The following is a 13,246-nucleotide window of genomic DNA, read 5'->3' on the forward strand; positions in this document are numbered from 1 at the left end:
TGCCGCCGAATATTCGGCGGCGATCAGCGCGCAAAGGCAACGATCTGCGCGGCGGGTATCGCGCCGGACTGGCGCGCCAGCTCCTGCCCGCGCTGCAGTTTGATCAGCGTGGGGATGCTGCGAATGCCCAGCGCGCCGGCGGTGCGCTGGTGGGTGTCGGAGTCCAGCTTGACGAACAGCGCGCGCCCCTTCATCTGCGCGGCCGCGGCAGCAAACTGCGGCGCCATCATCCGGCAGGGCCCGCACCACGCGGCCCAGACGTCAACGATCACCGGCAGGTCGGTGCCGTTCACCACGGCGGCGAAGTTGGCATCGGTCAGCTCGACCGGCTCACCGGGCAGCAGCGCCTGGCCGCAGCGGCCGCAGCTGGGGTCGTCGGCCAGGCGCTCGGCCGGAACGCGGTTGGTGGCGCCGCAGTGGGTGCAGACGATGTGGGGGGCGTGGGAGGTGTCCATGCTGTGCATCATGGGTACCGGCAGCGGTATTTCAAGAGGCTCGGCCGGGTGCCGTGGGAATATTCGGGCACCGCGCCACGTCTACCGAGTGATGCACGCCCCCGAGCCCTTCCGCCGCCAGCTGCTGGATGCCCTCCCGCGGCTGCGGCGCTATGCCCGCACCCTGGTACACGACGCCGCCGGCGTTGACGACCTGGTGCAGGGCACGATCGAGCGGGCGCTGAGCCACTGGCACCAGTTCGACCAGCGGCGCGATCTGCTGGTGTGGCTGCTGTCGATCGCCCACAACGCCCACCACGACAGCCTGCGCCGCGACCGCCGCTGGCAGGGCCTGCCGCCCGACGAGCTGGCGCAGCTGCAGGACGCCCAGGCCCACCACGGCCCGCGCGACCCGGGGCTGCGCATCGATCTGCTGGCGGCCTTTGCCCAGTTGGCGCCGCTGCACCGCGAGGTGCTGCTGCTGGTGGGCGTGGAACAACTGAGCTATGCCGAGTGCGCCGAGGTGCTGCAGCTGCCGGCCGGCACGGTGATGTCGCGCCTGTCGCGCGCGCGCGCCGCGCTGCGCCAGGCGCTGGACGGCGCGCCGCCGGCGCGACCGCCGGTGCCGCTCAAACGCGTGGTCTGAACCATGAACCCTTCTTCCCCCTCCCCGACCGACGCCCGCCTGCAGGCCTGGCTGGACGGCGAGCTGCCGCCGCCCGAGCGCGCTGCCGTCGAGACCTGGCTGCAAGCCCACCCTGAAGAAGCCGCCCGCGTGCGCCTGTGGGCCGCCGACCGTGACGCGCTGCGTCAGCGCCTGGACGCCGAGCTGGCCGAGCCGCTGCCCGACGCCTGGGTGCAGCGCCTGCAGGCCGCGCCCGCCAACGACGGTGCCTGGCGCCGCCCGGCGCTGGCCGCCGCGCTGGCCCTGGCCACCGGCCTGGCCGGCTTTGCCGCGGGGCGCTGGAGCGGCGGCGACACCGCACTGGCCGCGGCCACGCCCTGGGTGCAGCGCGCTGCCGCCGCCCACGCCGTCTACGTGCCCGAGAAACGCCACCCGGTGGAGGTGTCGGTGCGCGGCGACGACGGCCAGGCCATCGCCGCCCAGGAACAGCACCTGGCCGCCTGGCTGACCAAGCGCCTGGCGGTGCCGGTCAAGCTGTTCGACCTGCAGGCCCGCGGCTACCAGCTGGTGGGCGGCCGACTGCTGCCCGACGGCGGTGCGCCCGGCGCGCAGCTGATGTACGAGCGTGCCGACGGCGGCCGCGTCACCGTCTACCTGCGCAAGCCCGAGGCCGGCACGCCCGCCGCCTTCCAGTACCGCGAGCAGGACGGCCTGGGCCAGTTCTACTGGGTGGAGAGCGGCGCCGGCTATGCGCTGACCGGCGCCCTGCCCAAGGCCGAGCTGCTGGCGCTGGCCGAGGCGATCTACCAGCAGGGTGCGGCGCAGGGCGTGGGCGACAATGCCGCCCATGGCCCTCGGTGAATTCGCGCTGATCGACCGCTTCTTCCGCCGCCCGGTGCAGCGCGCCGCGCTGGGCGTGGGCGACGACTGCGCGCTGCTGCGCGTTCGCCCCGGCCTGCAGCTGGCGGTGTCGACCGACCTGCTGGTCGAGGGCCGGCATTTCCTGTCCACCGTCGACCCGGCGCGGCTGGGCCACAAGGCGCTGGCGGTCAACCTCAGCGACCTGGCCGCCAGCGGCGCCGAGCCGCTGGCCTTCACCCTCAGCCTGGCCCTGCCGCGCGCCGACGAGGCCTTTCTGGCCCCCTTCGCCCAGGGCCTGCTGGCCTTGGCCGATAAACACGGCATCGAGCTGGTCGGCGGCGACACCACCGCCGGACCGCTGACGATCGGCATCACCGTCTTCGGCGAGGTGCCCCCCGGCGAGGCGCTGCTGCGCAGTGGCGCACGGCCGGGCGATGCGCTGTGGGTGAGCGGCACGCTGGGCGATGCGCGGCTGGCGCTGGAGGCCTTTCGCGGCACCGTGGCGCTGGCCGGCGAGGGCTTCGAGCAGGCCCGCCGGGCGATGGAAACGCCCACGCCCCGCGTCGCCCTGGGCCGCGCGCTGCGCGGCGTGGCCAGCGCGGCGATCGACCTGTCTGACGGCCTGCTGGGCGACCTGGGCCATGTGCTGGCGCGCTCCGGCGTGGGCGCCGAGCTGGACGAGGCCGCGCTGCCGCGCAGTCCCCTGCTGGCCGCCCAGCCAGCCGCGCTGCAGCGCACCTGCCTGCTGGCCGGGGGCGACGACTACGAGCTGCTGTTCAGCGCCCCCGAGGCCCATGAGTCCGGCGTGCGCGCTGCGGGCGCCGCGGCCGGCGTGGCGCTCACCCGCATCGGCCGCGTCACCGCCGAGCCGGGTCTGGTGGTGCGCGATGCCCAGGCCCGCGCGCTGGACCTGCGCGGCTGGCGCGGCTTTGACCATTTCGCCACAGCATGAGCGATACGATCAGCGACGCCCAGATCGTCGGCGCCCCGCGGCGCGCCGACTGGCGGCTGCTGCTGTCCTCGCCGCTGCACTTCATCTCGCTCGGCGCTGGCAGTGGCCTGGCGCCGGTGGCGCCGGGCACGGTGGGCACGCTCTGGGCCTGGGCCGTCTTCCACCTGCTGGAGGGTCGGCTGGACGACACCCAATGGGCGCTGCTGCTGCTGGCCGGCTTTGTGGTGGGCTGGTGGGCCTGCACCCGCACCGCGCAGGCGATGCGCACCGCCGACCCCGGCGCCGTGGTCTGGGACGAGTGGCTGGCGATCTGGCTGGTGCTGTGGGTGGTGACGCCGGCGGGCTGGTGGACGCAGCTGGTGGCCTTTGCGCTCTTCCGCCTGTTCGACGCCGCCAAGCCCGGCCCGGTGGGCTGGGCCGACCAGCTCTTCAAGGCCAAGCCTGGCGAGGCTCCGGGCTGGCGCCAGGGCTTTGGCATCCTGTTCGACGATCTGGTGGCGGCCTTTTGCACGCTGATCGTCATGGCCTTGTGGCGGGCCGGCACGTGATCCGGCTGATCGATGACCTGGACGCGCTGGCGCCGCTGCTGGACCGCGTGGCGCAAGACCTGCGCGCCCGCGGCCAGCGCCTGGCCACGGCCGAAAGCTGCACCGGCGGCCTGATCGCCGCCAGCTGCACGCTGCTGGCCGGCTCGTCCGACTGGTTCGAGCGCGGCTTCGTGACCTACAGCAATGCCGCCAAGCACGAGCTGCTGGGCGTGCCCAGCGCGCTGATCGAGCGCCACGGCGCGGTGAGCGAGCCGGTGGTGCGCGCAATGGCCGAGGGTGCGCTGCAGCACAGCGACGCCGACTGGTCGCTGGCGGTGACCGGCATTGCCGGGCCGGGCGGCGGCTCAGCGACCAAGCCGGTGGGCACGGTGTGGCTGGCGCTGGGACAGCGCGGGGGCGACACCCGGGCCGAGTGCCAGGTTTTCGAGGGTGGGCGCACCGCGGTGCGCAGCGCCACGGTGGCGCGCGCGCTGGCGATGTTGGTGGACGCGCTGGGCTGAGCGCGACGGCGGCGCAGGCTCAGCGCAGGCCGAGCTGGCGGTTGGGCTGCAGCGCGTCCAGCGGGGTCAGCAGCGCATCGTTGGCGCCTTCCAGCGGCCAGGCCTCCAGCTCGGCATCGGCATGGGGCAGCGGCCAGGCGGGCTCGGGCAGCGCCGGTTGCGGGCGGGCGAAGAGGTAGCCCTGCTGCAGCGGGCAGCCCAGATCGGCCAGCATGTCGCGCTGGGCTTCGGTTTCAACGCCCTCGGCGATCACGGTGATGCCCAGGCTGCGCGCCAGGCCGACGATGCCCGAGACCAGCGCGCGGGCCGCCAGGTCGTGCGGCAGGCGCTGCACGAAACCCGGGTCCAGCTTGACCATCGCCGGCTGCAGCTCGCCCAGGCGGGCCAGCGAAATCGGACCGGAGCCGAAGTCGTCAATCACCAGTGGCACGCCCAGGGCGCGCAGCGCGCGCAGGCGCTGGGTGGTGTCTTCGGCGTCACCCATCAGCGTGCCTTCGGTCAGCTCGACCGCCAGCTCGCCGCGATGGATGCCATGGCGGGTGAGCGCCTGGCCCAGCTCCTCGGCCCAGGCCGCATGGCGGAACTCGGGCGCCGACACATTGATCGAGACCTTGCCCGGCTTCAGGCCCATGCGCCGCCAGGCGGCCAACTGGGCGCAGGCCTGGTCCAGCGTGCGCAGCTCCAGGCGGTGCAGCGCGCCGGTTTCCTCGGCGCGGTGGATGATGCGCGAGGGCGGCAGCAGGCCCTCGCTGGGGTGCTGCCAGCGGATCAGGGCTTCGGCGCCCACGGCCTGGCCGGTCTCGGTGTCGATGACCGGCTGGAAGAACAGCTGCAGCTCGTCGTCGTCGAAGGCGCGCAGCATCTCGCCATCGGTGCCCGCCGGCCGCTCGCCTGGCGCCAGCTGCGGCTGGAACAACGCAAAGCGACCGCGGCCCGACATCTTGGCCTGGTACATGGCCTGGTCAGCGTGGTCGAGCAGCTGGTCGAAATCGTCGCCGTCGGCCGGGAATCGGGCCACGCCCACGCTGGCCGAGACCTCGCCCTGGATGCGACCACCATCCAGCGGCACCGGCTGCTCGACCGCATGGATCACGCGCAGCGTGGTGTGCGCCAGGTGCTGCGGGTCGCTGGCGTCCTGCAGCAGGGCCACAAACTCGTCGCCGGCCAGGCGGCCGATCAGGTCGGCGCGGCGCAGCGTGTCCTGCAGGCGCCGGGCGATGGTCTGCAGCAGCTCGTCGCCCGCGGGGTGGCCGTGGCGGTCGTTGACTTCCTTGAAGTGGTCCAGGTCGATGAACAGCACCGCCATCGGCCGGCCCTGGCGGCGCGCCTGGGCGGCGGCGCGGTCGAACATCTCGCGCAGCATGCGGCGGTTGGGCAGGCCGGTCAGGGCGTCGTACATCGCCATGCGGTGCATTTCGCGGTGGCGCTCTTCGAGCTCGCCCAGCAGGCCGGCCATGCGGCCCTGGGCCTGCTGCAGCAGACGCGTGATCTGGTCGAGCTCGCTGCCCAGCGGACGCCAGCCGGGGCGGCAAACCTGCACCCCCTCGCCGCGCAGGTCGGCCAGGCCGATGGCGGCGGCGCGCAGCCGCATCAGCGGGCGCAGCACGCCCAGCATCCAGACGGCGGTGAGCACCAGCAGCACCGCACCCACCTGCCAGGCCAGCACCGGCAGCAGCTCCAGCGAGGCCGACGGCTGCGGGGCCAGCCAGCTGAGCACCATCACCGGCAGCAGCAGCGCAGCGACCAGCGCGACCATCAGCAGCAGGCGCAGCGACACCGCACCGCGCGCCGCGGGCGCAGACGGGCGCACCGTGGCGGGCGAGCGGGTGGCGGGCCGATTCAGCGGGCGCTTCGGCTGACGTCGTTCGGGGTGGGGCATGGGGGGCGGCTGGGCTTGCCCGGACGCGATCAACCGGACGGCCCCATTCTGTCGCCACGTCGGGCCGACGCAAGGCCCAGGGATATCCCGCTTTAGGGGGTGGACAGATGCAGCGCCAGCCGGCCGGACGACGCGCCGCGGCGCCCGCTGCGGCCGGAAATCTCCAAGGCTGACAAGGCCAAACGGCGCAAGGCGTCCCAGGGATCGGTGGGCCAGCCGGGGTGGCGCAGGCCCTTGACCAGGCCGTCGCACTGGCTGGCGGCGGTCACCAGGGCGGCCAGCGAGTCACGCTCGAGTAACGGCAGCAGGCGTTCGAACTGCCGTTCGCGCTCGCCCCAGACCCGCGCCTCGCGCAGCGCCATCGGCATCGGTTTGCCACTGTCGAGTGCCGCGCGCGCCCGCTGCAGCGCGCGCAGCTCCTCGGCCAGGGTCCAGTGGACCAGCACCGGCGCCTCGCCCTCGGCCTTCAGCGTATCGAGCATGCGCAGCGCCCGGCCGACCTGGCCGCTCAGCACCGCGGCGACAAACTGGCGGGCGTCGTAGCGCGCCACGTCCAGCACCGCCGCCTCGATCTGCTCAAGGCCCAGCTCGCCCGGCGGGTGCAGCAGGGCCAGCTTCTGCAGCTCCTGGTGGGCGGCCAGCAGGTTGCCCTCGACGCGGTCGGCGAAGAAGGCCAGCGCGCGCTCGCCCTCCTCGCCCGGCGGCACCGGCTGGCCCTGGGCGGCCAGGCGGCGGCCGATCCAGGCGGGCAGCTGGTGGCGCTCGATCGGGTCGACGCGCAGCGTGGCGCCCGCGGCGTCCAGCGCCGAGAACCAGGCGCTGGCGAGCTGCTGCTTGTCCAGCCGCGGCAGGTGCACCAGGGTCAGCACGCCCTCGCTGATCTGCTCGCAGTACTGCTGCAGCGCGGCGCCGCCCTCCTTGCCGGGCTTGCCCGAGGGGATGCGGATCTCGATCAATTGGCGGTCGGCAAACAGGCCCATCGACTGCGCCGCGCCCAGCACGCCGCTCCAGTCGAAGTGGGCGCCGCTGACGACGAAGACCTGGCGGTCGGTATAGCCCTCGTCGCGCGCCTTGGCGCGCAGCAGGTCGGCCGCTTCTTGCGCCAGCAGCGGCTCGTCGCCATGGATCGTGTAGATCGGCTTGAGGCCCTGGCGCTGCAGCGTGGGGACCAGCTGGTCGGCGCGGATCTGCATGTCAGCGCCCGGTCTGGCCCAGCGCGGCCAGGCGCCGCACCACCTGGCGGGCGATGTCGGCGCGCATCTCGCGCAGCAGCGCCGCCTCCTCGACCTCCTTGCCCAGCGCGGCGGTCTCGGAGTAGCTGAGGTCGCGCATCTGCTCTAGCTCGGTCACGCCGCCCAGGGCCTCGCCGGCCGGGTTGGCAAAGTGAAAGCGCAGCCGCACCCGCAGCCGGAATTCACGCACCTGGCCGGCCGCCGTGGAGGCCACGACGGTGCGGTGCAGCACGTCCTCGTCGGCCACCAGCTGGACCTCGGACTGGGCCGCGGCGTCGACGATGCGCACCCGCGCCGGCAGCTCGCGGCGCAGCGCCTCGGCCATGGCCGAGCGCGGCGCGAAGCCGCTCAGCGCGATGCGCTCGAAGGGCACCTCGGTGGGTTGGCGCAGCTGGAAGCCGCAGCCGGCCAGCAGGCCGGCGCCCAGCAGGACCAGGCCACAGCGGCGCCGCATCAGACGACGATGTTGACCAGCCGGCCCGGCACGACGACGACCTTCTTCGCCGGCTTGCCGTCGCTGAACCTGGCGAACTCGGGGCTGGCCAGCGCCGCGGCCTCGATCGCCGCCTTGTCGGCGTCGGCCGGCACCTTGACCGCGCCACGCATCTTGCCGGCAATCTGCAGCACCAGTTCGATCTCGTCCTGCACCAGCGCGGTCTCGTCGACCTGCGGCCAGGGCGCGTCGAGCAGATCGCCCAGGCGCGCGGCGTAACCCAGGTCCACCCAGAGCGCGTGGGTGATGTGCGGGCAGGCGGGGTAGAGCGCACGCAGCAGCACCGACAGGCCTTCGCGCAGCACCGCTGCGTCGCCCACCGAGCCGTCGCTCTTGAAGGCTTCCAGCGCGTTGAGCAGCTTCATCGCGCCGGAGACGACGGTGTTGTACTGCATGCGCTCGTAGTCGTAGCTGACCTGCTTGAGCACCAGGTGGACCTCGCGGCGCAGGGCCTTCGCATCAGCGCGCAGCTCGGTGCCGCCGTCGGCTGCGGCCTTCAGCGCCTCGGCGTTCTTCGCACCAAAGGCCCAGACGCGCTTGAGGAAGCGGTGCGCGCCCTCCACGCCGGCGTCATTCCACTCCAGTGTCTGCTCGGGCGGGCTGGCGAACATCACAAACAGGCGCGCGGTGTCGGCGCCATAGCGGTCGATCAGTTCCTGCGGGTCAACGCCGTTGTTCTTGGACTTGGACATCGTGCCGATGCCGCCGTAATCCACCGGCGAGCCATCGGCCTTGAGCTTGGCGCCCACCACCGCCTTGCCGGACGCGTCGAAGACGTTCTCCACCTCGTGCGGCCAGAAATACTCGATGCCGCCCTGCTCGGTCTTGCGGCTGTAGATGTGGTTGAGCACCATGCCCTGCGTGAGCAGGCGCTTGAAGGGCTCGGCCACGGTGACCAGGCCCACATCGCGCATCACCTTGGTCCAGAAGCGCGCGTACAGCAGGTGCAGGATCGCGTGCTCGATGCCGCCGATGTACTGGTCCATGCCGCCGCCGGCCATCCAGTACTGCGTGCCCGCGCCCACCATGCCGTCGGTCTTGGTGGGGTCGCAGTAGCGCATGTAGTACCAGGACGAATCGATGAAGGTGTCCATCGTGTCCGTCTCGCGCCGCGCCGGCTTGCCGCAGCAGGGGCAGGCCACGTTCAGGAAGGCCTCGCACTTGTTCAGCGGGTTGCCGCTGCCGTCGGGGATCAGGTCCTCGGGCAGCACCACCGGCAGGTCTTTCTCGGGCACCGGCACGGCGCCACAGGATTCGCAGTGGATGATCGGGATCGGCGTGCCCCAGTAGCGCTGGCGGCTGATGCCCCAGTCGCGCAGGCGCCAGGTGGTCTTCTTCTCGCCCAGGCCCTTCGCGGCCAGCAGCTCGGCGACCTTGTCGACCGCCGCCTTGTGCGACAGGCCGTCGAGCGCACCGGAGTTGACGCACACCGCGCGCTGCTTGTCGCCGTACCAGTCGGCCCAGGCGCTGTCGCTGAAGGTCTCGCCGTCGGCGGCGATCACCTGGCGGATCTCGATGCCGTACTTCAGCGCGAACGCAAAGTCGCGCTCGTCATGCGCCGGGACGCCCATCACCGCGCCGTCGCCATAGCTCATCAGCACGTAGTTGCCCACCCAGACCGGCACCTCGGCGCCGGTCAGCGGGTGGGTGACCGTCAGGCCGGTGGGCACGCCCTTCTTCTCTTGCGTGGCGAGTTCGGCCTCGGTGGTGCCGCCCTGGGCGCATTCGGCGATGAAGTCGGCCACGGCCGGGTTGCCGGCGGCGGCATGCGCCGCCAGCGGGTGTTCGGGCGCGACCGCGCAGAAGGTGACGCCCATGATGGTGTCGGCGCGCGTGGTGAATACGTACAGCCGGCCGTCCTGGATCAGCGCGCCATCAGCGCCGCGGATCTGGTGCGGGAAGGCAAAGCGCACACCGGCGCTCTTGCCGATCCAGTTCTCCTGCATCAGGCGCACGCGCTCGGGCCAGCCCGACAGGTAGTTGGGGTCCTCGGGGTTGGCCACCGCCGACAGCAGCTCCTCGGCGTACTGCACGATGTTCAGGTAGTAGCCGGGGATCTCGCGCTTCTCGACCAGCGCGCCCGAGCGCCAGCCGCGGCCGTCGATCACCTGCTCGTTGGCCAGCACGGTCTGGTCCACCGGATCCCAGTTGACGACCTGGGTGCGGCGCACCGCGATGCCCTTCTCGAGCATCTTCAGGAACAGCCACTGGTTCCAGCGGTAGTAGGCCGGGTCGCAGGTGGCCACCTCGCGCGACCAGTCGATCGCCAGGCCCATGGCCTGCATCTGGCCCTTCATGTGGGCGATGTTGGCGTAGGTCCAGGCGGCCGGCGGCACCTTGTTCTTCATGGCCGCGTTCTCGGCCGGCAGGCCAAAGGCGTCCCAGCCCATGGGCATCAGCACGTTCATGCCCTTCATCCGCAGCTGGCGGGCGAGCATGTCGTTGATGGTGTAGTTGCGCACATGCCCCATGTGCAGCTTGCCGCTGGGATACGGCAGCATGGAGCAGGCGTAGAACTTGGCCTTGGAAGCGTCCTCGGTGACGCGGTAGGCATCGGCCGCGTTCCAGTGGGCCTGGGCGGCGCGCTCAACCTCTGCGGGGGCGTACTTGTCGTTCATCCCCGGATTGTAGGAGGCGCCGCCCCCGGCAGGTTCAGCGCGTGGGCAGCGGCGGCCGCACCTTGAAGCTGTCGAAGTGGACCACCTCGCTGACACCGTTGTGGTACTCCAGCTTCAGCGTCAGCACGCTCAGGGCGGCCATCACCGCGGGCAGGTCGGGGCCCCAGGTGGCGGTGTCCAGTGGCAGGGTGTAGCGGTGCCAGCGGCCATCGGCCGGCGGGGCGTTGTCGGGGACCAGGTCCAGCGACAGCGTGGTCACGCCATTGCCCAGCACCAGGGTGCCGAACAGCGGCCAGTCGGGCAGGTCGTTGTTGCCGTTGCGGGCCACGAAGCTGAGGCTGCCGCCCACATAGGCCGACCAGTCGCCCAGCGACTCGGGCGGCGGGATCATGACGAAGTCGCCGCTGGTGACGTCGGTGATCTGCAGGTAGCCGCCGCGCTTGGGATCGCCACCCACCCAGACCATGTCACCACCATCGAAGGTGGTCCAGCCTTGGGCGTCGGTGTCGAACTTGTAGGTGGGGTGCTTGCCGGCCAGGGCCGGCGTGGCCAGCACGGTGCCCAGGAGCAGGGTCAGCAGGATGTGTTTCATGCGCAGCCTCCGGCAGGGTGAGGCGCGCAGTATCCCGGGGCGCGCGGGCGCCGGGCCATCCCTATTTCGGCGCAGGCTTGGGCTGAGCGACGAAGGCGATGTGGCTCAGGCCGGCGGTCTGCAGCACGCCCAGCACCTCGGCCACCTGGCCGTAGGGGACGCGGGCATCGGCGCGCAGCTGCACCTCGGTGCGGGGGTTCTCCTGTGCCGTGCGTTCGGCCTGCCGACCCAGCGTTGCCAGATCACTGCGCTCCTCGGCAATGAAGATCCGGCCCTCGGCGTCCAGCGCCACGATCAGCGTTTGGGGCGCCTCGCTGGGCGTGGCGCCCTCGGTGGCGGGCAGGTCCAGGCGCAGGCTGCTGGCCATCAGCGGCGCGGTGACCATGAAGATCACCAGCAGCACCAGCATGACGTCGATCAGCGGCGTCATGTTGATGTCGCTCATCGGCGCGGGCGCCGACGTGCGCTCGAGCCGGCCAAAGCTCATGAGGCCAGCGCCAGCCCGCGCAGGTCATGCGCGAAGCCTTCCAGTTCGGCCTCGCAGGCACCCACCCACTTGCCGAACAGGTTGTAAGCCAGCACCGCCGGGATGGCCACTGCCAGGCCGGCGGCGGTCATCACCAGGGCCTCGCCGACCGGGCCGGCGATGCGCTCGATGCTGATGGCGCCGCCGGTGCCCAGGCCCAGCAGCGCGTGGTAGATGCCCCAGACGGTGCCAAACAGGCCGATGAAGGGCGAGGTGGAGCCCACCGAGGCCAGGAAGACCTGGCCGGTCTGCAGGTGGGCCAGCGCGCGGTGTAGCGCGTCGCGCAGGCGTCGGGTGAGCTGGTCCCCGACGTTGGCCCGGTCCTGCAGCGTGCCGGCGGGGGCGCTGGCGGCCGCGGCGTCGATCAGCGGGCGCAGCAGGCCTTCAGGGTCCAGCGCGGCGGCGCGTTCGCGCGCCTGGGCCAGGTCGGGCGCCTCCCAGAACGCCGCGATGCCCTCGGCCAGGCCACGGCGCGCACGGCGCAGCACCCATACCTTCCAGAGGATGACCACCCAGGCGCCGATGGACATCAGCAGCAGCAGCGCCGCCACCGCCCGCCCGACGGCATCGCTCTGCGCCCAGAAGCCGGCCAGGCCGTCCATCAGAGACCCAGCACCTCGGTCATGCCGAACAGGCCGCTGGCGTGGCCGCGCAGGAAGCGCGCCGCGCGCAGGCTGCCCTGGGCGTAGCCCACCCGGCTGGAGGCCTTGTGGCTGATCTCGATGCGCTCGCCGATGCCGGCGAACAGCACGGTGTGGTCGCCGACGATGTCGCCGCCGCGCACGGTGGCAAAGCCGATGGTGGACGGATCGCGCGCCCCGGTGTGGCCTTCACGACCATAGACCGCGCAGTCCTTCAGGTCGCGGCCCAGCGCCGCGGCCACCACCTCGCCCATCGCCAGCGCAGTGCCGCTGGGGGCGTCGACCTTGTGGCGGTGGTGGGCCTCGATGACCTCGATGTCGTAGCCTTGGTTGAGCGCGCGCGCCGCCATGTCCAGCAGGCGCAGCACGACGTTGACACCGACGCTCATGTTGGGCGCCATGACCACCGCCGTGTGCTGCGCAGCAGCGGCGATCTCGGCCTTGTGCGCCTCGGTGAAGCCGGTGGTGCCGATGACCAGCTTGACGCCCAGCCGGCGGCAGGCGGCCAGGTGGGCCAGCGTGCCCTCGGGGCGGGTGAAGTCGATCAGCACCTCGGCGCCGGACAGGCCCTGGTCGAGGTCGGCGGTGATGACCACGCCGCTGGTCTGGCCCAGCCAGGCGGTGGCGTCATGGCCCAGCGCCGGGCTGCCGGGGATGTCCAGCGCACCGGCCAGCACGCAGTCATCGGCGGCCTGGACCGCCTCGATCAGCATGCGGCCCATGCGGCCGGACGCGCCGGCCACCGCCACGCGCAGCGGCGCCGTGCTCATTGCGGCTCCAGCGGCGGATAGCTGCGCGCAGCGCCGAGCGGCGCGAAGGCCGACGAGGCGGCGGCGCGCGGGGCGGGCGGCGGCAGGGCCTGGCGCTCCTCGTCGGTCAGGGCCAGCTTGCGGCTACCCTCGGAGGGGGGCGCCTTGGACATGGCGGCGACGAATTCGTACTCGCTGGGCATCTCGGCGCCCTCGATCTTGCTGACGCGCTCGCCCTCAAACCAGATCACCAGGTTGCGGCGCTGCGGCTCGACGCCCTGGCGCCGGATCATGAAGACATAGTCCCAGCGGTCAGCGTGGAAGGGATCGGCCAGCAGCGGCGCGCCCAGCAGCTGGCGGACCTGGTCGCGGCTCAGGCCCGGCTTCAGGTTCTGCGACTGTTCACGCGTGACGACATTGCCCTGCAGGATGTCGGCGCGGTAGGGCGTCAGCAGGCCGGCCATGGCGTGCATGGACTGGTCGACCACAGCGCAGCCGCTGCTCGCGAGCGTGACCGCCAGCGTGAGCGCCAGAGCGGGGAGCCGACGGGCGGCGGCGCGGGGAAGGTTCGGGATCGGCATGCGGCAGGACGGGGC

General features: G+C 72.4%; 15 protein-coding genes. 5 read left to right on the forward strand and 10 right to left on the reverse strand.

All coding sequences use genetic code 11. The features are described from left to right. Positions 1 to 23: 23 nt before the first annotated feature. Entirely contained in the window at positions 24 to 455 is a 432-nt protein-coding gene (gene trxC / locus KAK06_RS08940; RefSeq protein ID WP_210801603.1) for a thioredoxin TrxC, read from the reverse strand. Positions 456 to 546: 91 nt separating this feature from the next. On the opposite strand from trxC, the gene KAK06_RS08945 reads away from it, so the two are divergent. Genes KAK06_RS08945 through KAK06_RS08965 form a run of 5 tightly spaced genes read left to right on the forward strand, consistent with a single transcriptional unit; the run spans position 547 to position 3,920 of the window. After that, positions 547 to 1,080, forward strand: coding sequence for a sigma-70 family RNA polymerase sigma factor (locus KAK06_RS08945; RefSeq protein ID WP_210801604.1), 534 nt, complete (start codon positions 547 to 549; stop codon positions 1,078 to 1,080). Between the two features lie 3 nt (positions 1,081 to 1,083). After that, positions 1,084 to 1,920 carry an anti-sigma factor family protein gene (locus tag KAK06_RS08950; protein ID WP_210801605.1) on the forward strand — a complete coding sequence of 279 codons (837 nt, stop codon included), beginning with the start codon at positions 1,084 to 1,086 and terminating at the stop codon, positions 1,918 to 1,920. Continuing rightward, the gene (gene thiL, locus KAK06_RS08955) at positions 1,907 to 2,872 is read left to right on the forward strand and encodes a thiamine-phosphate kinase (RefSeq protein ID WP_210801606.1); all 966 of its coding nucleotides are present in this window, start codon (positions 1,907 to 1,909) and stop codon (positions 2,870 to 2,872) included. The genes KAK06_RS08950 and thiL overlap by 14 nt, the downstream gene beginning before the upstream one ends. After that, positions 2,869 to 3,420, forward strand: a complete 552-nt coding sequence (locus KAK06_RS08960; RefSeq protein ID WP_210801607.1) for a phosphatidylglycerophosphatase A family protein — start codon at positions 2,869 to 2,871, stop codon at positions 3,418 to 3,420. Before thiL ends, KAK06_RS08960 begins: the two co-directional genes overlap by 4 nt. Before the next feature lie 17 nt (positions 3,421 to 3,437). After that, positions 3,438 to 3,920 carry a CinA family protein gene (locus KAK06_RS08965; RefSeq protein ID WP_210801718.1) on the forward strand — a complete coding sequence of 161 codons (483 nt, stop codon included), beginning with the start codon at positions 3,438 to 3,440 and terminating at the stop codon, positions 3,918 to 3,920. 19 nt (positions 3,921 to 3,939) lie between these two features. Here KAK06_RS08965 and KAK06_RS24555 read toward each other — a convergent pair whose 3' ends face one another. From KAK06_RS24555 to KAK06_RS09010, 9 genes are all read right to left on the reverse strand, one after another. Then, positions 3,940 to 5,799 (reverse strand): putative bifunctional diguanylate cyclase/phosphodiesterase, encoded by a 1,860-nt coding sequence (locus KAK06_RS24555; RefSeq protein WP_210801608.1) that lies wholly within the window; start codon positions 5,797 to 5,799, stop codon positions 3,940 to 3,942. Positions 5,800 to 5,891: 92 nt separating this feature from the next. Further along, the gene (gene holA / locus KAK06_RS08975; protein WP_210801609.1) at positions 5,892 to 6,992 is read right to left on the reverse strand and encodes a DNA polymerase III subunit delta; all 1,101 of its coding nucleotides are present in this window, start codon (positions 6,990 to 6,992) and stop codon (positions 5,892 to 5,894) included. 1 nt (position 6,993) lies between these two features. After that, entirely contained in the window at positions 6,994 to 7,485 is a 492-nt protein-coding gene (locus KAK06_RS08980) for an LPS-assembly lipoprotein LptE (protein WP_210801610.1), read from the reverse strand. Then, entirely contained in the window at positions 7,485 to 10,142 is a 2,658-nt protein-coding gene (leuS, locus tag KAK06_RS08985) for a leucine--tRNA ligase (RefSeq protein WP_210801611.1), read from the reverse strand. The genes KAK06_RS08980 and leuS overlap by 1 nt, the downstream gene beginning before the upstream one ends. 34 nt (positions 10,143 to 10,176) lie before the next feature. Further along, positions 10,177 to 10,734, reverse strand: coding sequence for a hypothetical protein (locus KAK06_RS08990; protein ID WP_210801612.1), 558 nt, complete (start codon positions 10,732 to 10,734; stop codon positions 10,177 to 10,179). A gap of 61 nt (positions 10,735 to 10,795) precedes the next feature. Continuing rightward, entirely contained in the window at positions 10,796 to 11,221 is a 426-nt protein-coding gene (locus KAK06_RS08995; protein WP_210801613.1) for an ExbD/TolR family protein, read from the reverse strand. Then, positions 11,218 to 11,862 (reverse strand): MotA/TolQ/ExbB proton channel family protein, encoded by a 645-nt coding sequence (locus KAK06_RS09000; RefSeq protein ID WP_210801614.1) that lies wholly within the window; start codon positions 11,860 to 11,862, stop codon positions 11,218 to 11,220. The genes KAK06_RS08995 and KAK06_RS09000 overlap by 4 nt, the downstream gene beginning before the upstream one ends. Then, positions 11,862 to 12,671 carry a 4-hydroxy-tetrahydrodipicolinate reductase gene (gene dapB, locus KAK06_RS09005; RefSeq protein ID WP_210801615.1) on the reverse strand — a complete coding sequence of 270 codons (810 nt, stop codon included), beginning with the start codon at positions 12,669 to 12,671 and terminating at the stop codon, positions 11,862 to 11,864. The genes KAK06_RS09000 and dapB overlap by 1 nt, the downstream gene beginning before the upstream one ends. After that, complete coding sequence (locus KAK06_RS09010) at positions 12,668 to 13,231, reverse strand: outer membrane protein assembly factor BamE (protein ID WP_210801616.1); 564 nt, start codon at positions 13,229 to 13,231, stop codon at positions 12,668 to 12,670. The genes dapB and KAK06_RS09010 overlap by 4 nt, the downstream gene beginning before the upstream one ends. Between the last annotated feature and the right edge of the window lie 15 nt (positions 13,232 to 13,246).

This window comes from Ideonella aquatica (genome assembly GCF_018069755.1).
Classification (GTDB): Bacteria; Pseudomonadota; Gammaproteobacteria; order Burkholderiales; family Burkholderiaceae_C; genus Ideonella; species Ideonella aquatica.